This is a genomic window from Citrobacter sp. wls717, assembly GCF_005280955.1.
Classification (GTDB): domain Bacteria; phylum Pseudomonadota; class Gammaproteobacteria; order Enterobacterales; family Enterobacteriaceae; genus Citrobacter; species Citrobacter werkmanii.
The window spans coordinates 66,471-86,697 of record NZ_SZWW01000001.1 but is presented as its reverse complement, the minus strand read 5'-3'; the positions used below and the strand labels follow the sequence as shown (position 1 = coordinate 86,697).

At 53.4% G+C, this 20,227-nt stretch carries 19 protein-coding genes; 8 read left to right on the top strand and 11 right to left on the bottom strand.

Annotated elements, in window-relative coordinates; translation table 11 throughout:
* The first annotated feature begins 3 nt into the window (after positions 1-3).
* From FDX09_RS00410 to FDX09_RS00395, 4 genes are all read left to right on the top strand, one after another.
* Positions 4-1,521 (top strand): altronate dehydratase family protein, encoded by a 1,518-nt coding sequence (locus FDX09_RS00410; protein ID WP_170973219.1) that lies wholly within the window; start codon positions 4-6, stop codon positions 1,519-1,521.
* 63 nt (positions 1,522-1,584) lie between these two features.
* On the top strand, positions 1,585-2,895 hold the full coding sequence (locus FDX09_RS00405) for an MFS transporter (RefSeq protein ID WP_051594496.1): 1,311 nt from the start codon (positions 1,585-1,587) through the stop codon (positions 2,893-2,895).
* 53 nt (positions 2,896-2,948) lie between these two features.
* On the top strand, positions 2,949-3,845 hold the full coding sequence (locus tag FDX09_RS00400; protein WP_137346629.1) for a 2-dehydro-3-deoxygalactonokinase: 897 nt from the start codon (positions 2,949-2,951) through the stop codon (positions 3,843-3,845).
* Positions 3,838-4,458, top strand: a complete 621-nt coding sequence (locus FDX09_RS00395) for a 2-dehydro-3-deoxy-6-phosphogalactonate aldolase (protein WP_137346628.1) — start codon at positions 3,838-3,840, stop codon at positions 4,456-4,458. The genes FDX09_RS00400 and FDX09_RS00395 overlap by 8 nt, the downstream gene beginning before the upstream one ends.
* Before the next feature lie 47 nt (positions 4,459-4,505).
* On the opposite strand, the gene uhpT is transcribed toward FDX09_RS00395, so the two are convergent.
* The 7 genes from uhpT to rbsK all read right to left on the bottom strand — a co-directional run bounded on the left by uhpT (position 4,506) and on the right by rbsK (position 12,905).
* Entirely contained in the window at positions 4,506-5,897 is a 1,392-nt protein-coding gene (gene uhpT, locus FDX09_RS00390; RefSeq protein WP_038635654.1) for a hexose-6-phosphate:phosphate antiporter, read from the bottom strand.
* Positions 5,898-6,039: 142 nt separating this feature from the next.
* Complete coding sequence (locus FDX09_RS00385; protein WP_042311488.1) at positions 6,040-7,368, bottom strand: MFS transporter; 1,329 nt, start codon at positions 7,366-7,368, stop codon at positions 6,040-6,042.
* A 9-nt stretch (positions 7,369-7,377) separates the two neighbouring features.
* Positions 7,378-8,880 (bottom strand): signal transduction histidine-protein kinase/phosphatase UhpB, encoded by a 1,503-nt coding sequence (gene uhpB, locus FDX09_RS00380; protein ID WP_137346627.1) that lies wholly within the window; start codon positions 8,878-8,880, stop codon positions 7,378-7,380.
* Positions 8,877-9,470, bottom strand: a complete 594-nt coding sequence (gene uhpA, locus FDX09_RS00375; RefSeq protein ID WP_038635664.1) for a transcriptional regulator UhpA — start codon at positions 9,468-9,470, stop codon at positions 8,877-8,879. Before uhpA ends, uhpB begins: the two co-directional genes overlap by 4 nt.
* Before the next feature lie 145 nt (positions 9,471-9,615).
* Positions 9,616-10,629: an aldose 1-epimerase family protein gene (locus FDX09_RS00370; RefSeq protein ID WP_087857250.1), complete on the bottom strand. Its 1,014-nt coding sequence runs from the start codon at positions 10,627-10,629 to the stop codon at positions 9,616-9,618.
* An 11-nt stretch (positions 10,630-10,640) separates the two neighbouring features.
* On the bottom strand, positions 10,641-11,957 hold the full coding sequence (gene fucP, locus FDX09_RS00365; RefSeq protein WP_137346626.1) for an L-fucose:H+ symporter permease: 1,317 nt from the start codon (positions 11,955-11,957) through the stop codon (positions 10,641-10,643).
* Positions 11,958-11,984: 27 nt separating this feature from the next.
* Complete coding sequence (gene rbsK / locus FDX09_RS00360; RefSeq protein ID WP_038635672.1) at positions 11,985-12,905, bottom strand: ribokinase; 921 nt, start codon at positions 12,903-12,905, stop codon at positions 11,985-11,987.
* A gap of 324 nt (positions 12,906-13,229) precedes the next feature.
* Here rbsK and FDX09_RS00355 point away from each other — a divergent pair, with 324 nt between their 5' ends.
* On the top strand, positions 13,230-14,015 hold the full coding sequence (locus FDX09_RS00355; protein ID WP_085049143.1) for a DeoR family transcriptional regulator: 786 nt from the start codon (positions 13,230-13,232) through the stop codon (positions 14,013-14,015).
* A gap of 1 nt (position 14,016) precedes the next feature.
* Here the strand turns inward: FDX09_RS00355 and ilvN are convergent, their stop codons facing one another.
* The 3 genes from ilvN to ivbL form a co-directional block, all read right to left on the bottom strand.
* Positions 14,017-14,307 carry an acetolactate synthase small subunit gene (gene ilvN, locus FDX09_RS00350; RefSeq protein WP_038635677.1) on the bottom strand — a complete coding sequence of 97 codons (291 nt, stop codon included), beginning with the start codon at positions 14,305-14,307 and terminating at the stop codon, positions 14,017-14,019.
* A gap of 3 nt (positions 14,308-14,310) precedes the next feature.
* The gene (gene ilvB / locus FDX09_RS00345) at positions 14,311-15,999 is read right to left on the bottom strand and encodes an acetolactate synthase large subunit (protein WP_137346625.1); all 1,689 of its coding nucleotides are present in this window, start codon (positions 15,997-15,999) and stop codon (positions 14,311-14,313) included.
* Between the two features lie 107 nt (positions 16,000-16,106).
* The gene (gene ivbL, locus FDX09_RS00340) at positions 16,107-16,205 is read right to left on the bottom strand and encodes an ilvB operon leader peptide IvbL (protein ID WP_003827118.1); all 99 of its coding nucleotides are present in this window, start codon (positions 16,203-16,205) and stop codon (positions 16,107-16,109) included.
* A gap of 522 nt (positions 16,206-16,727) precedes the next feature.
* Between ivbL and tisB the strand changes: the two genes are divergently transcribed.
* From tisB to emrD, 3 genes are all read left to right on the top strand, one after another.
* A complete protein-coding gene (gene tisB, locus FDX09_RS00330; RefSeq protein WP_003023909.1) occupies positions 16,728-16,817 on the top strand; it encodes a type I toxin-antitoxin system toxin TisB in 90 nt (29 codons plus the stop codon).
* Positions 16,818-16,939: 122 nt separating this feature from the next.
* Positions 16,940-17,773 carry a DMT family transporter gene (locus FDX09_RS00325; protein WP_085049145.1) on the top strand — a complete coding sequence of 278 codons (834 nt, stop codon included), beginning with the start codon at positions 16,940-16,942 and terminating at the stop codon, positions 17,771-17,773.
* Positions 17,774-17,966: 193 nt separating this feature from the next.
* Positions 17,967-19,151, top strand: a complete 1,185-nt coding sequence (gene emrD / locus FDX09_RS00320; protein WP_038635685.1) for a multidrug efflux MFS transporter EmrD — start codon at positions 17,967-17,969, stop codon at positions 19,149-19,151.
* On the opposite strand, the gene FDX09_RS00315 is transcribed toward emrD, so the two are convergent.
* Positions 19,078-20,139, bottom strand: a complete 1,062-nt coding sequence (locus FDX09_RS00315) for a cellulase family glycosylhydrolase (RefSeq protein ID WP_233638429.1) — start codon at positions 20,137-20,139, stop codon at positions 19,078-19,080. The genes emrD and FDX09_RS00315 overlap by 74 nt on opposite strands.
* Positions 20,140-20,227: the final 88 nt, after the last annotated feature.

Here is a 20,227-nt window from a genome sequence, read left to right as displayed (position 1 = left end):
ATAATGAACATCAACCCTGTATTAAAATTGAATCCCAAAGATGATGTGGTTATCGCAAGGCAGGCTGTCCCCGCAGGCACCCGGCTTGAAGAAGAGCACATTACTGTACTCAGTGATATTCCCGCAGGGCATAAAATCGCCCTGCATGCACTGAAGGTTGGCGATGCGGTCAGACGTTATGGGCAAATTATTGGCTTCGCAACTCAGCCCATTAAGCCTGGCGAACACATCCACATGCATAATTTGGGAATGGGTGACTTTGAACGCGACTATGCCTGGGGTGAAGATTGCCATTCACCTTCTCCAGCCCTTCAACAGGATACCTTTATGGGTATCCGCCGCGCCGATGGCCGTGCAGCTACACGTAATTACATCGGTATTTTAAGCTCCGTAAACTGTAGTGCCACGGTCGTAAGAGCTATTGAGGATCACTTCCGTCTGCAGGGTCTTGCAGATTACCCGAATGTTGATGGCGTGGTGTCATTACCACAAAGTTTTGGCTGTGCTATTGGCTCTAAAAGTGAATCAATGGACGTCATGAGACGTACGATGGCCGGTTATGCCACCCATGCCAACTTTGCCGGCGTAATCATCGTTGGACTGGGATGCGAATCCAGTCAAATTCAAGACATGATGAATGCCCATGGACTAGCCGATGGCCCAATGATGCACAGTTATACCATTCAGGATGTGGGCGGTACACGTCACGCCATTGAGAAAGGAATTTCCCTGGTTAACCAAATGTTGCCCGTTGCTAACCAGGTAACACGTCAACCTATCCCTGCATCAGAAATCATACTCGCGCTCGAATGTGGGGGTTCCGACAGCTATTCCGGGATCTCAGCCAATCCAGCTCTGGGCTATGCGGTAGATAAACTGGTGCAACAAGGCGGAACAGCGATTTTATCTGAAACCTCCGAAATTTATGGAGCCGAACATCTTCTTACCCGCCGTGCCGTTTCCCGCGAGATAGGTGAAAAACTCATTGCCCGCATTCACTGGTGGGAAGAGTATTGTCGCCGCACCGGAAGCGAAATGAACAACAACCCTTCGGCGGGTAACAAAGTCGGCGGGCTGACGACAATTCTGGAAAAATCACTTGGTGGTATTGCTAAAGCGGGTACAACCAATCTGACAGAAGTGTATGAGTATGCTGAACCGGTAACCGCGAAGGGTTTTGTCTTTATGGATACCCCAGGATATGACCCTATTGCCGTTACGGGACAAATCGCCGGAGGAGCAAATCTTCTGTGTTTCACCACAGGCCGAGGTTCTGCCTTTGGTTCCAAGCCGACCCCAAGCTTGAAGCTGGCCACCAATAATGCACTTTGGCAACGCCAACAGGAGGATATGGATATTAATTGCGGAACCATTGTCGAGGGGGAAGAATCCATTGCAGAAGTCGGTGAACGTATCTACCAGATGATCCTTGAGATGGCATCAGGTAAAAAAACGAAGAGTGAGGAATTTGGCTATGGCAGTCAAGAATTCGTCCCCTGGACTGTTGGCTCCATAATGTAACACTCCACAAGATAATAATACCTCGTACCGCCATACTCATTATGAGTATGGCAAGGAGCCCTTATGTCTATTGTTAACGTAAATACTGAAGAAGAAAAATTAAAGGCAACAACAGTAAGGTGGCGCATATTTATTATTATGCTCTTATTAGGTGCTATTAACTATATTGACCGCACCTCTCTTTCTATTGCTATGCCTTATATTACAGATGAATTTGGTATTACCGATACTCGCGTTGTTGGTGTGATTCATAGTGCCTTTTTCTGGGCTTATGCATTAATGCAAATCCCCAGTGGGGTCATTGCTGATAAATTCAAAGCCAGACATATCATTGCGCTGGCCACTATCTTATGGGGAGCATTTCAAGCCGTTGCGGCTCTGTGTCACTCTATTTTCACCCTTTCACTTTCTCGTCTGGGGTTAGGCGTCACTGAATCTCCAATCATGCCCGCCGGCGCGAAGTTAATGGGCACATGGTTAACGCCAACCGAACGCGGACGTGGTTCGATGCTACTTGATGGCGGCGCGCCATTGGGTACGGCGCTGGGTGCGGTGATCATCGCCGGACTTATTGCCTTTTTCGACTCATGGCGTATGGCATTCGTGGTGGCTGGTGTGGGAACCATGATTGTCGGTTTACTGGCCTGGTGGTACATCCGCACTTATCCATCAGAACACCCCAGCATCAATAAAGCTGAACTAGACCATATTGTTGCGGCAAACGGTGCTGAAACCAGTAGCAAGAAATACCGTCTGGCCGATATCAAACCTTACCTGAAACAACGTAATGTGATTGCACTTATCTGTGGCTGGGTCTGCTATAGCTTCGTGTTCTATGGCCTGATGACCTGGCTACCGCTCTATTTCCAGGCCACCTACGGTTTTGATATCAAATCGATGGGCGGAGCAATGGCGCTGATCTTCCTGCTGTGTTTTGTCGGCCAACTGACTGGCGGCTACATTATGGATAAATGGCGCAGCAAAGGAGCAAAAACAAGCCGCGTTATGCATACGATGTTGGCGATTTCGGCTACCACCGCTGGTGTTGGTATTTTCCTTTGCGCACAAAGCTCGACGCCAGCCGTCGCAATTACCTTGCTCACTATTGCCCTTTTTCCCCTGCGATGGGCCAGCGTTTACTGGTCAATACCCGGACTACTGGGCGCACAATCAGTTGCAGGCACCATTTGCGGAACCATGAACTTCACCAGTAATTTGTTTGCAGCCATCCTGCCTATTTTTATCGGTTTCCTGGTGCAATCCACGGGGAACTATTACGCAGCGATGATGTTCTTTGCGCTGGCTGCTGTGGGTTATCTCATCTGCTCGCTGCTGATCAACTTTGATAAAAAAATGGTCATTACTGACGAGTAATCCGCCTGAATCTGGCCCGTTTACGGGCCATCTTTCAACATCAGGAACGATGTATGTTCAATTCAGAGAATTTCATTGCCGTAGACTGGGGCTCAAGCAACCTGCGCATTTGGGTCTATCAACAGAATCAATGTGTCTGGCAACACGTCAGTCAGAATGGGGTACTCAAACATCAACCAGGTGTATTCAAAGACACCTGGTTAACACTGCTCAGTTTGTGTCCGCGGCCATTAAACACAGATACAACCGTCATAATGAGCGGAATGGTGGGCAGTAATATCGGGTGGGTAGATAGCCACTATTTACGCTGTCCAACCCCGTTAAGTGCATTATCACAGCATCTAACAAAGGTTGAAGATGCGGGCCCTTTTCCCACTTTCATCGTTCCTGGCCTGCAAATTGCCGGGCCGGAAAACTACAACGTTATGCGTGGAGAGGAAACTCAGCTATTTGGCGCCTTAGCTGATGGGAACTGGTACGTATTCCCGGGAACACACAGCAAATGGGTGCAGGTACAAGAGAGTAACGTCTGCGATTTTCAAACCGTCATGACCGGCGAATTTTTCCACTTACTTTCACACTACTCCATCGTTGGGAAAAACGCCGAGGAACAAAACAAGAACGAACAGGCTTTTTTAGCAGGAGCCGAACGCGGCTGGCAAGAAACATGTTTATCCCGCAGCCTATTTGATCTGAGAGCCAGAATACTCACCCATGCGTTGTTACCCGATACGCTTTACGAATCTCTGTCAGGGTTATTGATTGGCCATGAAATAGCACAAATGCTACAGCACTATGCCATTAACACTGAAGAAGAAGTCATTCTGGTGGGCAATGACGATTTGCTCAGCCGCTATCAAAGCCTGTTTCATCATTTCGGTTATCGCTGTCGGCTGTGTAACGGTGAAAAAGCATTTATTAATGGCATCAGGAGACTTTTAAATGAATAGTCGTAACCCTTTGGTCGCTATTTTACGTGGGGTGAAGCCCGATGAAGTGCTGGCCCATATTGATGCACTTATCACAGCCGGGTTCCGCACAATAGAAATACCGCTGAATTCGCCAGACTGGCAACGTAGTATTGCTCTTGCCGTGGAACATTATGGTCATACAATAAAAATCGGTGCCGGAACGGTCACTAATGTCAGTGATGTCAGCACACTCTCTTCGCTGGGATGTGCATTTATCCTTACGCCCAACACCGATCCGGAAGTAATTGATACTGCGCGAGCGGCCAAAATGACCACCTGCATCGGCTGCCAAACAGTCAGCGAAGCATTTGTTGCATTCCGGCATGGCGCGGACGGATTGAAAATTTTCCCTGCGGGGGAACTGGGACCGAATTACATCCGGGCATTAAAAGCCGTTTTGCCTCCTCAAGTCCCTTTGTATGCCGTTGGCGGAATTAGGCCAGACAATTTGTCCCATTACCTGAAGGCAGGTTGTTTCGGTGCCGGCTTAGGCAGCGATCTGTATCGTGCCGGACAATCTATCCACCAAACAGCCGCAAATGCGAAGGCATTTATCGAGGCTTATAATACTTTCTGTCAGTCTCAGGCATAAAAAAGCCCGCCATTAAGGCGGGCAAAAGTTACCAATGCACACTTAACTCAAGCAACTTTCAATTGTTGAATCTTTTTCTCACGGCGAATTTTACGTTCTTCAAACACGGCCACGATGGCCATCAGGCAGATACAGCCGATGGCGGCGGTATCCAGCGCGGCAAAGGTGCCCGCCCAGCCGGTGAGACCGAAAATCGGCGTGCCGTCGGCAATCATCCCGAGCCCCAGCTTGGCGAAGCTGTCGCCAATCAGGTAGGCGAAGGTGCCTTTAATCCCGTCGGCCGCGCCGATCGCTTTTTTCGGCACAAATCCGACGGCGGCAACACCGATTAACAACTGCGGGCCAAACACCAGGAAGCCGAGCGCAAACAGCGAAGCCAGATAGACGTACTGGTTGCTGGCGTGCTGGTAAACACCCAGCGTCGCGATGATGAGTGCCAGCGCCACGCAGGCCACCAGCGCACGACGACCGTTAGCGAGATCGGAGAGCCAGCCCCACAGCAGCGTGCCGACCAGCGCGCCCACTTCGAACAGGGTAAAGCCCTGAATTGCCACCTCTTTGGAGAGTTTTAGCTCCTGGAAGGCGTAGACGGTGGACCACTGGTCAATACCGATACGCACCACGTACAGGAAGATGTTGGAGAAGCACAGCAGCCAGATCACTTTGTTTTTCAGCACGTACTCAACAAAGATCTGCCATTTGGTCATCTCGTTTTCTTCGGTCTCTTTGTCCTCTTCGCTGATCTCCTCGCCGAACAGCTCTTCGGCTTTACCGAGGCCATAAGATTCCGGGGAGTCGCTGCCGTAGCGCAGGCCGATGAAACCGACAATCAGGGCAATAATCGACGGGAAGATAAACATACCGATGACGTGGCCATCGAACAGGTAATTCGCGCCGAACAGCGCTACGCCCGCCGCACCCGCACCGCCGAGGTTGTGGGAAATATTCCACATGCCGAGGTAGGAACCGCGCTTACGGCGTGGCGTCCACTTGGTGATGGTGGAATAGCTGCACGAGCCGCCGGTGCTCTGGAAGAAACCGCTCAGCGCGTAGAAGGCGATCATCAGGAACAGGCTGGTTGACCCCGCGCCCATGCTGGCGCTGAAGCCGAGCATACAAATTGCGGAGAGGATCAGCATAAACGGCAGGAACTGCTTGGTATTTTTGCCGTCCGCGTAGTAGGAAACCACGGTTTTACCCACGCCATAGGTGATGGAGAAGCCGAGGCCAATCATCCCCAACTGCGTCATGCTGAGCCCGTAGGTGGAGATCATGTCGTTTTGCGCGATGTTGAAGTTTTTGCGGATCAAGTACATGGTCAGGTAGCCGATAAAGACCACCAGATAGGACTGCATGAACGGTTTGAACCACATTTTGCGCCGCACATCGAGCGGCAGATCCAGGGTCGGCTTGCGCACCTGGTTGAGAAAGGCCAGCATTTGACACTCCCGAGCTGATTTTTTTACCTGCGAATGGCAGGCATTGTAAAAATCAGACGGGAGACACGCCTGAGACAGCGTCCAGGTGAAACCGGGAATATTTCTTAGTTTTGCCTAACTCGGGGCAAAAAGGTGAGGTGCATCACGCTTCGTTGAGATCGCGCGGTGCCTGGGCGTTTAAGAACGGCAGCAACAGCAGTGCTGAGATGCCGGCCGCGATGGCGATCACCACAAAGAATCCGCTCCAGTGCCAGACTTCCATCACCTTCGCCAGCGGCCAGCCGGAGAGCGATGCCCCCAGATAAGCAAACAGGCCGACAAAGCCGGTCGCCGCGCCCGCCGCCTCTTTGTGCGAGCACTCCGCCGCCGCCATGCCAATCAGCATCTGCGGGCCAAAGACGAAGAAGCCGGTGGTGAAGAAGCACGCCGCCTGCATCACGTAACTGGCAAACGGCATCAGCCACAGCGAGCCCACGGAGAGCAAAATTCCGGCGGCGAAAATCAAGTTCATCGGCCCACGATTGCCGTTGAATAGCTTGTCCGAGCCCCAACCTGCAACCAGCGCGCCGATAAACCCGCCCAGTTCAAACATGGTGACGGCGGTGTTGGCGGTGACCAAATCGACGCCGAGCGTCTCCGACATATACAGATTGCCCCAGTCGTTGATCGCCGCGCGTACCACGTACACCAGCACATAGCACAGCGACAACAGCCAAATATATGGATTGAGCAACACATATTTGGTGAGGATCTCTTTACGAGTTAACCCCGCACCCTCCTGCTGCTGGGCAATTTCCAGCTCATCGTGCCGCCAGTCGCCAATCGGCGGCAGACCAATCGCCTGCGGCCTGTCGCGCAGCCGCCAGCAAAGAAAAACGCCCACCACGATCGCCAGCGTACCGGCAATCATCATCCCGGCGCGCCAGCCGTAATGCAGCGCTGCCGCCGCCATGACGATCGGAATCAGCGCGCCGCCGACGTTGTGCGCGGTGTTCCAGATTGCCCACCAGCCGCCGCGCTCGTTGCGTGAATACCACGCGGTGAGCAGGCGGGCGCACACCGGCGCGCCCCAGCCCTGGAAGAAGGCGTTCAGCGCCCACAGTACGGCAAAGGCCCAGACCGAGGTTGAGAAGCCGAACAGGATGTTAACCACGCCGGTGGCGATAAGCCCAATGCCCATAAAATAGCGGGCGTTGGAGCGATCGCTAACAATACCGGAGACAAATTTCGACAGCCCGTAGGTGATGTAAAACAGCGTCGCCAGCAGGCCAATATCGCTGCGGGTCAGCACGCCGCTGGTGATAATTTCCGGCACCGCGGCGTTAAAGCTTTTGCGCGTGAAATAAAACAGCGCGTAGCCGAGCCAGATAGTCAGCAAAATATGCCGCCGCCAGTAACGGTAGCGGGCGTCCACTTCCTGCTTGTCGGTGATAAGCGGCGCGCTGGCCGGAGCTTTTAAAAACTGAAACATGGCCGTTCCTTAGGCGTAGCGCTGGGGCAGCGACACGCTGACGCGCGTACCGTGCATACAGGAAATCGTGAGTGAACCGCCGAGCGCCGTCACCCGCTCGCGCATCCCGGTGAGGCCGAAACCCTGCGGGTTCGACCCCGGCGGCAGGCCGCTGCCGTCATCTTCCATCACCAGCATCAACCGCTCATCCTGCTGCCAGCCCTGGAGCGTCACCGCGCTGGCGTTGGCATGCTTCACAATGTTGTTCAGCCCTTCCTGACAGACGCGAAACAGCGTCACGCGCTGGCTTTCGCTCAGCAATGACTCATCAATTCGCCAGTCAAGGTGGCTGACGATACCGCGACTTTCCAGCTCCATTTCGCGCATCAATGAACGGATGGCCTGTTCCAGCGTGAGATCGTCCAACTGGCGCGGTCGCAGGCGACCCAGCAGGCGGCGCACCGAATCGTACACGCCCAGAGACAACTGCTCGATATGCGCCCCGCTTTGCTTAACGCCCGCGTTCTCGGGGGCCAGGCGCTGTACGATACCCGCCTGCGTGCGAATGGCGGTGATGGTCTGGCCGATATCGTCGTGCAGCTCGCGCGCCACGTCGCGGCGCACGCTCTCTTCGGTCTCCAGCAGACGTTCCGCCAGCCGATGATTACGCGCCAGCTCGTTTTGCAGCGACTGGTTAAGCTCACGCAGCCGCTGAATACCCGCGCCGAGCAGCAGCCCGGTCAGGCTTTGCACCAGCAGCGAGAGCAGTAAATCGACCGGGTGATCGTGCCAGGTCTGGCTGGCAATCAGCGCGATGGCGTTCATCAACGTCGCAATCAGCGCGCCTTGCCAGCCGTAATGCCAGGCGAGCGCAATAATCGGTAAAGCGAGACAAAACGGCGTAAAGCGCGAAAGCTCAGCGGGCAAACCGAGCTGTAGCCACAGGCTGACGGTGAACAGCAGCAGATACCAGACCAGATGTCGCCCGCGCCAGTTCACCGGCTGCGACACCAGCGCCGGGCCGAGCGGCAGCCAGGTGGTGCTGGTGAGGTAGTGCCAGAACACCAGGCAGATCGGCGCCAGCGTTAATCCGCCGGTCAGGGTCAGTAACAGCGCATTCCACGCTTCCTCCCCCTGCCCCAACCACGGCAGCGATTGCAGCAGCGCCGCCGCCGTCAGCGCTGCGCCCTGCAACAGCAACGTGCGCCAGTCGCGTTGATGGCGGTATCGCGAAATCAGCATCACCGGGAGTAGCGTGAGGGCGCTTCCGATCATCAAAAGTGGCAAATGGGCCAGCGCCACCTCCTGCGTCAGCCAGTACATCAACAGCCATTCCGCGCCCAGCAGCACCGGCCAGTAGCCGCGCGGGCATTGCAGCATTAATCCCAGACGCAGGCCAAACGGAAACAGCAGAACCGCCAGCTCCGGGCGTTCGACCAGATGCAGGCTGATGCTCCACAGGCAAAACCACGCGGCGGAAAAGATAAAGAAACAGGCAACAACGGTAATCAACCGGGAGAAAAGTGCGTTCATTGCCAGCCGTCAAACATCCGGCGCGCCAGTTCAACATCGTTGCTGACGTTCAGCTTTTCCATCAGGTTGGCGCGATGAACGTGCACCGTTTTCGGCGACAGCCCCAGCTCGGCGGCAATCTCTTTCACCGCCATCCCCTGCGCCAGCTTCTCCGCCACCTGACGCTCACGTTTGGTCAACGGATCCTGACGCCCGGCCGCCAGCTTGACGGCGATGTCCGGCGTCAAATAGCAACCGCCGGTCGCCACGGTATGCACCGCCGCAATCAGTTCATCCGGGCTACAGCGTTTTGAAAGAAAGCCACGCGCGCCTGCGTTGAGCGCCTGCTCGACCAGTGCCGGGCTGTCGTGGACGGAGAGCATGATGATCGCCATCCCTTTTGGCAGTTGGCTGAGTAGCTCCAGGCCCGAGATATCGGGCATCGAGATATCGCAAATACACACCTGCACGCCGCGCCCCGGTAAACCGGCCAGCGCCTCGCGCCCGGAGCCAAATTCCGCCACAACCTGCAAATCAGCTTCCAGCCCCAGCAGTTGGGCAAAGCCGGAGCGGACGATAGTGTGGTCGTCGATAAGGGCGATGGTGATCATGGGTTTGTCCTGGGGCCGGGAAACGCCTGATGGCGCTGCGCTTATCAGGCCTACGGGCAGGTAGGCCGGATAAGGCATTTATGCCGCCATCCGGCAAAAACGCTTACCTTAACGATAAGCGCTTTGGTGTTCAAGCCTTGAGCGATCAGGCTATGCCTGTCGTGACGGTAAATGTCCGGGTGTGCTGCGGTTCTATTTCAATCAAGGTGCCATTGCGTTGTGCCGCCAGGAATCCTTCGGGTCGACAGGTTGCAGGCAAGGCGAATGCCGCAACCTGTTGATCGCCGTTATACAGGATCCATCGCGTCACATAATTCAGCTCCGCGCTGGAGAAGCGTGTAACGAACGTGGTGCCATCTGGTGCTATCATGCTAAATTCCGGCTTATCTGTGTATCTGTCCAGTTGGTCAGCAAAGAAGACAATTTCCGGATCGTAAAAATGGGGTTCATTGAGCCGCGCCAGAGAAGCCTCGCCCTGCACAATCCGCTGATTAAACGCCAGCCATTGCTCAGTCGGCTTAACATGCGCGGGTATCGACTCACGCAGCTTCATGGCCTCATCCGGAATATTCTGGCTGAAGGAGGCTTCCGGTACGTAGGCATAGTTCATATGGCACATGTACTGCAACGGCATTGCCACTGAGGCGAGGTTGGTAACCGCCATCTGAATATCAAACAGCGCGCTCGCTTTGTGCATTACCACCGCAGGATGCGCCTGATAATGATGACCGAACCCCATCACATACTCATAGCGTCCACCCACGCGCAAATTCTCACCCTCCAGCTCCAGCCAGGCTTCATCCATCGCGGCACAAGCCATTTCACCGTGCAAAGGATGTGAATCTTCTGGCGATGGGCAACCATTAGCCAACAGACCTGAGTGGAAGGCAAAACAGCCGTAGGTCGCCACCACTTCCGCCGCCGGTTTCGGCTGACTGAACATGTTACGCATGGTCAGGTCATGGCCATCAAACTGAGCATCCCAGATCATTTGCCCCATCCAGGGCAGAATAACCAGATGTCCACGACTGTTTTCTACCTTCAGCCCTTCCACTCCGCTGGCGTAACGAAATGCGGTAACCGTGAAGTCGCTATTCTTCAGTAAGATTCGCGGATGCTCTGCAAAGAGTTCTCGCCACAGCGTTATACGTGTTGTCATGATCGCTCTCCTCAGGAAACTGTCGCTTCAGCCAGGTTGTTGCGCACTTTGCTTTCACGCCAGAAGTAGATACCGACGTACACGAAGCAGAGCATGGAAACCAGGAACGAAAGTTGCAATGAATGGAACATATCAGCCACATAGCCCTGAATCGCCGGAACCACCGCCGCGCCGACAATCGCCATAACAATGACGGCACCTGCCATTTCGGTATGTTCGTTATCCACGGTATCAAGCGTACCAGCATAGATTGTCGCCCAGCAGGGTCCAAACAGGACACTTACCAGCACTGCGACATACACAGCGCTGAAACTTGGCGCCAGTGCAACATAGATGAGGAACAGGGCACCAATGATGGAATAGAGAATCAGCACTTTTTCCGGATTGAAGCGTGTCATCAAAATGTTGGCGATAAACTTGCCGATAAAGAAGCAGGCGAAGCTATAGACCATGAAGGTTGAGGCATCGCGCTCGTTGATATCACCTAATTCCAGTGCCAGACGGATGGTGAATGACCACACCGCGACCTGCATCCCCACATAAAGAAATTGCGCCACAATTCCGCGACGGAAACGGGCATTGCTGGCCAGATAACGCAGTGTATCTATCGCTGACGGGCGTTTACGACTCGTGGTTTGCGCGACTTTACAGGTCGGGAAGCGGGTCAGCAGGAATAACACCATCACCACAACCAGCACCATAATCATGTACTTGTATGGCTCAAGAGTATTTTCCAGCATCATCACTTTAAAGTTATGGATCTGCTCGGCGTTCATCCCGGCCATCTGTTTTTCCAGGCTTTCGCCTTCAGAGAAGACCAGATATTTACCCAGCAGAATACCAGCCGCTGCGCCAATAGGATAAAAGGTCTGGCTGATGTTCAGGCGTAAGGTCGCATAGGCTTTTGGGCCTATCATTGAGCTGTAGGTGTTGGCTGCCGTTTCCAGGAAACTCAGGCCAATCGCAATCGCGAAAATCGCCGCAAGGAACATGGTGTAGGTGGCCATGTGCGATGCCGGGAAAAAGAGCGTACACCCAACGATATAAAGGGTCAGCCCCATTAAGATGGCGATTTTATAACTGGTTTTTTTAATCACCAGAGATGCCGGGATCGCAATTAAAAAATAGCCGCCATAAAAGGCACTCTGAACTAATGCCGAGGCAAAGTTACTCAGTGAAAATACACTTTTGAATTGCGTAATCAGAATATCATTTAATGCGGCTGCGCATCCCCATAACGGGAATAAACAGGATAACAAAATAAACTGGAACAGAGGGGTCTTATTCAAATAGCCGTCAGGCATCTGAATGATGTTTTTATCGTTCATAGTGCTACCTTTTACAGTGCAGGAGTATTATTCGTTTAAGGTAAGAAACTCATTAAATTGTTCGATGCTTGGATAAGATGATTGAGTTCCTTTCCCGGTAACGCTGAAAGCAGCGAAGAGAGCGGCTTTTTTCATGGCGGTTTCCACATCACCGCTTTGAACGTAATAGTGAGCAAAACAACCGATGAAAGCGTCGCCTGCGCCACTGGTATCGACAGCGTTCACTCTAAACGCCGGAACATGGACTTCCTGGTCACGCGTCATCCACAACGCACCTTTCTCACCCATGGTGACGATAATATTGTTCAGACCTTTATCAACCAGAGAACGTGCTGCTGCGCGAATATGGTCATAGGTATCTACTGGCATACCGGTTAATATTTCCAGCTCGGTTTCATTCGGCACGAAAAAATCACATTTACAGGCATAAGACATATCTAATTCCCGTAATGCAGGGGCGGGATTTAGTAACACTTCAATACCGTGCTTTTTGCCGAATTCAATCGCGTGATAAACGGTTTCCAGCTGCACTTCCAGTTGCAGGATAATAAGCTGACATTTTTTCAGATCTTCCGCCGCACGATCGATATCTTCCGGGGAGAGAAATTTGTTCGCTCCTTTAATAATCAGAATGCTGTTGCTGGAGTTGGCATTAACAAAGATCGGTGCGACACCGCTGCTGGTGCAGGGTACCTTTTCGACATAGGTGGTATTAATTCCCCAGGATTCGAGATTGCGAATAGTGTTATCCGCAAAAATATCATCACCGACTTTTGTCAGCATCAGCACTTTGGAATTGAGCTTAGCGGCCGCAACGGCCTGATTTGCGCCTTTACCCCCGCAGCCAATTTTGAACGCCGGCGCTTCCAGCGTTTCCCCTTCTTTGGGCATCTGGTTGATGTAGGTGATGAGATCCACCATGTTGGAGCCAATAACCGCGATATCCATTTTACTACCTCTCAGAAACAATCACACAACGATGATATTAAAATAACATTATCATGTTACTTTTGTATCATTTGTGACTAGGATCGCGATTGGAAGATCATTTTATTGTTTATTTATTACGCTAAATGTTGCTATCCGATCACACTAAAAATGATGAAGTTGCTTACAATTAACTGAAAGTTAACTGGATATAATCAATAAAACGTGAAAAAACACGCTTTTATTTCCGAATACTCAGACGTATAGTAATGCGGCAATGTCATGTTCTCAGAAACACAAAAATGTTACTGAAGGAACATGGAAATATGATTCGTGGAGAAGCACATGGAAACCAAGCAGAAAGAACGTATTCGACGTCTGATGGAATTGTTGAAGAAGACCGACCGAATCCATCTGAAAGAGGCGGCACGAATGCTGGAAGTTTCCGTGATGACTATTCGTCGGGATCTCAGTCAGGATGACGAGCCGTTACCCCTCACGCTGCTCGGTGGTTACATTGTGATGGTGAACAAACCTGCTACCATCGTTAACGCGCCACTCCCCGCGCAAAAGCAGTATCACCGCGACGATTTACCGGTTGCCATTCTGGCAGCGGGACTGGTGAGTGAAAATGATCTGGTCTTTTTTGATAATGGTGCGGAAATGCCGTTGGTGGTCAGCATGATCCCGGACGATATTTCCTTTACCGGGATTTGCTACTCGCATCGGGTGTTTGTAGCGCTAAATGAAAAACCCAACGCCACAGCGATTCTTTGCGGGGGAACCTACCGGGCGAAAAGTGACGCCTTTTACGACACCAGCAATCCCTCCCCGCTGGATGCACTCAACCCACGGAAAGTCTTTATCTCCGCCAGCGGAATCCATGAGCATTTCGGCGTTAGCTGGTTCAATCCGGACGATCTGGCCACAAAACGCAAAGCGATGGAACGCGGATTACGTAAAATTCTGCTGACGCGCCACGCCCTGTTCGATGAGGTCGCCCCCGCCAGCATTGGTCCACTCTCCACCTTTGACGTACTGATAAGCGACCGTCCGTTACCGGCAGATTACGCAACCCACTGCCGGAACGGCTCTGTCAAAGTGATTACCCCGGATTCAGACGGCGACTAACTCACTCGAAGAAGACGGAGATTTTATTAAACATCGACGGGTCTGACTGGTTGCGGGCGACTTTCACCACATCTTCCAGTTTGTCGATCTGGCTTATCATCTGTTCCAGACGCTGATCGTCGTTGACCAGTAGCCAGATACGGCTCTTATCGCTGTCCTGGATCGGTAGGCAAAGAATACCTTCCACGTTGAACGCGCGGCGGGCAAACAGCCCACAGACGTGGGTCATTACGCCCGGATGGTTGCGTACGGTGAGTTCCAGGATTACGTTGTCATGAGTCTGCTGTTGCATGGCTTATTCCCCCACCATTTCAGTGTTTGCCGCACCCGGCGGCACCATCGGGTATACTTTTTCTTCCGCGTCGATACGCACGTGGATCAGCGCAGGTCCAGGGCGATTAATCATTTCCTGCAACGCTGCCTGTGGATCCGCTTCGTTATTTAAATCACAAGTTTCCAGACCAAATCCGGCTGCGATCTGCATAAAGTTAATCATCCCCGGATAGGTCGCGGCAAAAACACCCTGCTTATAGAACAGGCTCTGCTGCTGATATACCAGACCCAGCGCTTCGTTATTCATCAGAATGATTTTAATATCCAGCTGATTTTCGCTGGCCGTCGCCATTTCCTGAATATTCATCATCAGGCTACCGTCGCCAGAGAAGCACAGGACTTTTTTATCCGGGTTCGCCAGCGCCGCGCCAATGGCCGCTGGCAGACCAAATCCCATGGTGCCCAGACCACCAGAGGTCAGCCACTGACGCGGACGGTTCAGCGGATAAGCCTGCGCCGCCCACATCTGATGCTGGCCGACGTCGGTAGTGATAATGGCGCTGTCATCCACGCAAGCCGCCACAGCGTTGATCAGCCCATAGTGACTGAGCGGGTCGCTTTCCTGCGGAATAGCGCAAGGAAACTCACGTTGTAAATCGGCCACCATCTGATGCCATGCCTCTCGCGGCTGGGCTGCAACCAATGGGATCAGTTGCGCCAGAACCTCATCGACATCCGCCTGAATCGCGACATGCGGCTGTTTGATTTTACCCAGCTCCGCACGGTCGATATCCACGTGGATGATTTTGGCGTTCGGGCAGAACTGTTCGGTTTTACCAATCGCCCGGTCATCAAAACGTGCGCCCAGAACAATCAGTAAGTCCGCTTCTTGCAGAATAAAGTTGGTGCTGCGCGCGCCGTGCATACCCAGCATGCCTAACGACAGCGGATGCGCCTTTGGCAGCATGCCCAGCGCCATCAAGGTCATGGTGGTAGGCAGCATGGCTTTTTCGGCCAGTTCACGCACGCGTGCGGGCGCGTTAATCACGCCGCCGCCGAGGTACAGCACCGGACGCTGTGCGGCATTAATCATGGCCGCGGCATCGCGAATGCTGTCCTGACTGAACGCCGGCGCCGCCATTTTCTGCGCGGGTTCCGGCATCTCTTCAATGTCAAATACGGCGGTTTGAATATCCTTAGGAATGTCTATCCACACCGGGCCTGGACGTCCGGACTGCGCAATGCGGAACGCATCGCTCATGACCTGCGGTAATTCATTGATATGGCGGACCAGATAGTTGTGTTTGGTGATGGGGATAGAAATACCGTAGGTGTCGACTTCCTGGAAGGCGTCGGTACCGATCATCGAGGCCGGAACCTGCCCGGTGATACACACCAGCGGGATGGAATCCAGACGAGCATCGGCAATCGCGGTAACCAGGTTGGTGGCGCCCGGCCCGCTACAAGCCATACACACGGCGGGTTTACCATCGGTTCGCGCCATGCCTTGCGCGATAAACCCCGCACCCTGCTCGTGGCGCGCCAGGATATGACGGATTTTCGTGCTTTGGCTTAACGCGTCATAGACGGGAAGGATCGATCCGCCAGGGATACCGGTGACTACCTGGATTCCCTGACGTTCCAGGAAATGAACGATGAATTCTGCGCCCGTAAAACGCGTACGCTTGGATGTTATGCCCGAACTTGCCATGCTCCAGTCCTTTTATTCTGGGCCGTTGCTCCGGGCAGGTCTCTTAAACGAAAAACCCCGCCCGGTTTGCGCCGGCGGGGTTTTGGAATCGTGTGTTGATCCGGACCCTACGGCGCATTGCCGACGACCACCACCACACGCACGACGACCGCTGCGCGAGATGGCGCAGTTTTTAGTAGGGTCGCAGTCAGCATGGAAGGGTTCATTAGGGACCTGTCTGTTTGTTGATTAACTGGATTTATACAAACACAGGTTTTTCAGCGTGACAATGGAAAAATTTTCATCTGCACAAAAATGCGTCAAAGATCACATTTCGCTATGTGATGATGAAAAACAAAAAACCCCGCCGGAGCGAGGTTCTTTTCAGCGTTGTGCGGTTGGTAGCCGCCGAGCACACTGTGTTATGTCAACGAGAAAAGTATACGCGTTCTGCGAAGAACACGCAATTTCGGCACGAATTTTGATGATGTTGAGTATGGCCTAATGTTGACGTCTCGTCCACAAAATACTGTTAATTTATACAGTATTTATCTATAATATTTCGGTACGCAATGTGTTATGCGGGGGCCGCATCGTAAACCGGCGCATCAAAGTCCTGGCTGAAACGGGTGGTGCCGTCAGCGCCTTAACCCCCGTGTGAGCACACTGTGTTATGTCAACAAAGGTGCTGGCAACAGGCAGCGGCGAGGTACGCCAGCACCGTGCTCCTTGTACCAAAAGGAGAGCGTATGAGCCTCGTGGATATCGCTATTCTTATCCTCAAACTCATTGTTGCAGCACTGCAACTACTTGATGCCGTTCTGAAATACGTTAAGTAATTCAGATTCAAGTCGCACCTAAGGGGAGCGGGTAACACTCCGCTCCCCTTTCACCTTTCCCAGGTGCTTGTCACGCGTCAATATGTTACGTTTTTATGACATTCTCAGGGAAGAATTCCGCCATGACGCTTTCTGTTTTCTGCATTTTGCTGTTCGCCGCGTTGCTGCATGCCAGCTGGAATGCCATTGTTAAGGCTGGAAACGATAAACTATACTCGGCGATCGGCGTCAGCGGCTCGGCTGCGATTATGGCATTGATCTGCTTACCCTTTGCGCCTCAGCCTTCTGCCGCCAGCCTGCCGTTTTTGGCTGTCTCAACGGCCTTACAAGTGGTGTACACGGTTCTTGTCGCCAAAACCTATCAGGTTTCGGATATGAGTCAGACCTATCCTTTAATGCGCGGCACCGCACCGTTACTGGTTGCGATTATCAGCGTCCTGTTTCTTGGCGATAGTCTCTCTATGCTTGCCTGGGTGGGGATTGCCACCATCTGCCTGGCTATTCTCGGCATGGCATTTAACGGACGCAGCAGCTCGCAACGCGGGATCGTTCTGGCGCTCATTAACGCCTGTTTTATTGCCGGTTACACGCTGGTCGACGGCACCGGGGTACGCTTATCAGAAACCGCGTTGGGTTATACGCTGTGGACCTTCTTTCTGAACGGTTCTTGCCTGCTCACATGGGCGATGATCGCCAGACGCCGGGAAGCGTCACGCTATCTGGTACAGCAGTGGAAGAAAGGTATTCTTGGCGGGATTGGCACGATGGGTTCCTACGGACTGGCGCTGTGGGCCATGACCCAGGCGCCGTTGGCGGTGGTCGCTGCGCTGCGTGAAACTTCCATCCTGTTTGGCGCGCTGCTCGCCTGGCTGCTACTGAAAGAGAAGGTCGCAGGGATACGTCTTGTCGCAGCCGCAGGTATTGCCATAGGCGCGGTTTTGCTACGCTTGTCATGATCTGTTGGTCGACCTGATGCAATCCGGCAACATTTGTTGCCGTTTTTTGTTTACATTTCCTGCCGTTCATCGCTTAAACATTCCAGCCTACTATCTGGCCTTCTTTTTCTGTTGTGGTAGATTCCACGCGCATTTACGGGAAAGTGCAGCACCTTATTCTTATTTTTTCACTTTTTTAAAAGTTATCAGCGAAATGAAAAGGCATAGAAGCGTCAATTTGTTGTTGATGTTGGTATTATTGGTGGCGGTTGGACAGATGGCGCAAACCATTTATATCCCCGCTATTGCTGATATGGCGCGTGAACTGAACGTTCGCGAAGGGGCGGTGCAGAGCGTGATGGCCGCCTATCTGCTGACCTACGGCCTGTCACAACTGTTTTACGGCCCACTTTCCGATCGCGTTGGCCGCCGTCCGGTGATCCTCGCCGGGATGTCTATTTTTATGCTGGCCACGCTGGTCGCCATCACCACCCACAGCCTGACGGTACTGATTATCGCCAGTGCAATCCAGGGGATGGGAACAGGCGTCGGCGGTGTGATGGCGCGAACCTTGCCGCGAGACCTGTATGAAGGTACGCAGCTTCGTCACGCCAACAGTTTGCTGAATATGGGGATCCTGGTCAGTCCGCTGCTGGCGCCGCTGATTGGCGGTATGCTGGATACCGTGTGGAACTGGCGCGCTTGTTATATTTTTCTGCTGATTCTGTGCGCGGGCGTCACGTTTAGCATGGCGCGCTGGATGCCGGAAACGCGCCCGGCAGGCGCGCCGCGTCCACGGCTTATCGCCAGTTACAAGACGCTGTTTGGCAACAGCTCTTTCACCTGTTACGTGCTCATGCTGATCGGCGGCCTGGCGGGCGTTGCGGTCTTCGAAGCCTGCTCCGGGGTATTATTGGGCGCAAGGCTGGGTTTAAGCAGCATGGTGGTCAGTATCCTGTTTATTCTGCCTATTCCGGCGGCGTTTTTCGGCGCCTGGTTCGCCGGTCGCCCGAACAAGCGTTTCTCAACGCTGATGTGGCAGTCGGTCATCTGCTGTCTGGTTGCCGGTTTGATGATGTGGATCCCAGGCCTGTTCGACGTGATGAACGTCTGGACGCTGCTGGTTCCCGCCGCGCTGTTTTTCTTCGGCGCCGGGATGTTGTTTCCACTGGCAACCAGCGGCGCAATGGAACCTTTCCCGTTCCTGGCGGGCACTGCCGGCGCGCTGGTCGGGGGATTACAGAACATTGGTTCCGGTGTGCTGGCGTGGTTCTCTGCGATGCTGCCGCAGACCGGACAAGCCAGTCTGGGCCTGTTGATGACCCTTATGGGGCTGCTGATTTTTGTATGCTGGCTTCCACTGGCGTCACGCGTGTCGCATCAGGGGCAGGCGGTTTAAGCGCATGATGGCCCGGTTTATCGCCGGGTTTATCACATTCAGGCGCAACCATCGTCGTCAGCAACGGCTCCAGCGCCGGACGCCAGGCTCCCTCCTCGCCATCATAGAACTGCGTATCCGCATTGACAGCATAGGGAATCTTCGCTTTCTTCAGCTCGCACGCCATAAAACGGGCGAAGGCCATTTGCGCAGCAGAAGGTCCATTTTTAATGGTTTCTCCCGGCGACCAGCCGCCTACCCAACTCACATGACCGGTTTTCTGCTGCCAGCGAATGGCGGTATTGATACGGGCGCGAATAGCCGTCTTTTCCGCTGCAGTCCCTGACGTCCATGGGTATTTGCCGTTATTTTTCAGCGGCCCCCACGGGAAGATATGCCATTCGGCCAGCACGGTATTCTGGCTTTGCGGCGGCAACTTCAGGTTCGGCAGCTCTTCCGGCGCGGCACGCAGTCGCGGCGCAATGAAGATCATCCGTTGCGGGTCAATAGCGTGGATGGTACGAATCGTTTTGTCATACACCCGGTTGAGCGATGCCTGATTATGGTTGAGCTTATCCGCAGGTTCATAAATCAGGTCAAAACCCAGTAGCGGCGAACGTTGACCAAAGTAATGCGCCACCGCCACCCACCAGTTCACCACCTCTTTTTCATTACCGGCGCTGGGGTCTTGTTTATATTCATCCGCCTGGTAAGCAATAATCGGGATTACGCCATACTGCTCGCAGGCTTCGACCAGCTTGCGCAGATGAATCAGTCTGGCTTCTGTCGGTTCTCCCGCCACGCGAATACGCACATGGGAAATGCCTTTCGCCCTGAAATCCCGCACCACCAGCGGATCGAACTCGCGGATGCCACGCTCGGTTCGCGCCCAATCTACGTCCATCCCGACCCCAAGCTGCTGCGCATACGCCGCCGCCGTCAGCGCAGGTTGCGCAGCGCACACGGTGGCGCTGGCGAAGAGTAACAGGGAAACAATCGACTTTAACACGGTCGTCCTTACGCAAATCATCAGGAGTGATATCACGTATTTAGCATGCTTTTTCACTTTCCGTGTAGAGAGAAAGCGTAAAAAATAT

What these genes read in the sequence shown, in the direction of transcription:
- FDX09_RS00410 (WP_170973219.1), top strand. Translation starts at nt 4, where the DNA reads ATGAACATCAACCCTGTATTAAAATTGAATCCCAAAGATGATGTGGTT.
- FDX09_RS00405 (WP_051594496.1), top strand. Translation starts at nt 1,585, where the DNA reads ATGTCTATTGTTAACGTAAATACTGAAGAAGAAAAATTAAAGGCAACA.
- FDX09_RS00400 (WP_137346629.1), top strand. Translation starts at nt 2,949, where the DNA reads ATGTTCAATTCAGAGAATTTCATTGCCGTAGACTGGGGCTCAAGCAAC.
- FDX09_RS00395 (WP_137346628.1), top strand. Translation starts at nt 3,838, where the DNA reads ATGAATAGTCGTAACCCTTTGGTCGCTATTTTACGTGGGGTGAAGCCC.
- uhpT (WP_038635654.1), bottom strand. Translation starts at nt 5,897, where the DNA reads ATGCTGGCCTTTCTCAACCAGGTGCGCAAGCCGACCCTGGATCTGCCG.
- FDX09_RS00385 (WP_042311488.1), bottom strand. Translation starts at nt 7,368, where the DNA reads ATGTTTCAGTTTTTAAAAGCTCCGGCCAGCGCGCCGCTTATCACCGAC.
- uhpB (WP_137346627.1), bottom strand. Translation starts at nt 8,880, where the DNA reads ATGAACGCACTTTTCTCCCGGTTGATTACCGTTGTTGCCTGTTTCTTT.
- uhpA (WP_038635664.1), bottom strand. Translation starts at nt 9,470, where the DNA reads ATGATCACCATCGCCCTTATCGACGACCACACTATCGTCCGCTCCGGC.
- FDX09_RS00370 (WP_087857250.1), bottom strand. Translation starts at nt 10,629, where the DNA reads ATGACAACACGTATAACGCTGTGGCGAGAACTCTTTGCAGAGCATCCG.
- fucP (WP_137346626.1), bottom strand. Translation starts at nt 11,957, where the DNA reads ATGAACGATAAAAACATCATTCAGATGCCTGACGGCTATTTGAATAAG.
- rbsK (WP_038635672.1), bottom strand. Translation starts at nt 12,905, where the DNA reads ATGGATATCGCGGTTATTGGCTCCAACATGGTGGATCTCATCACCTAC.
- FDX09_RS00355 (WP_085049143.1), top strand. Translation starts at nt 13,230, where the DNA reads ATGGAAACCAAGCAGAAAGAACGTATTCGACGTCTGATGGAATTGTTG.
- ilvN (WP_038635677.1), bottom strand. Translation starts at nt 14,307, where the DNA reads ATGCAACAGCAGACTCATGACAACGTAATCCTGGAACTCACCGTACGC.
- ilvB (WP_137346625.1), bottom strand. Translation starts at nt 15,999, where the DNA reads ATGGCAAGTTCGGGCATAACATCCAAGCGTACGCGTTTTACGGGCGCA.
- ivbL (WP_003827118.1), bottom strand. Translation starts at nt 16,205, where the DNA reads ATGAACCCTTCCATGCTGACTGCGACCCTACTAAAAACTGCGCCATCT.
- tisB (WP_003023909.1), top strand. Translation starts at nt 16,728, where the DNA reads ATGAGCCTCGTGGATATCGCTATTCTTATCCTCAAACTCATTGTTGCA.
- FDX09_RS00325 (WP_085049145.1), top strand. Translation starts at nt 16,940, where the DNA reads ATGACGCTTTCTGTTTTCTGCATTTTGCTGTTCGCCGCGTTGCTGCAT.
- emrD (WP_038635685.1), top strand. Translation starts at nt 17,967, where the DNA reads ATGAAAAGGCATAGAAGCGTCAATTTGTTGTTGATGTTGGTATTATTG.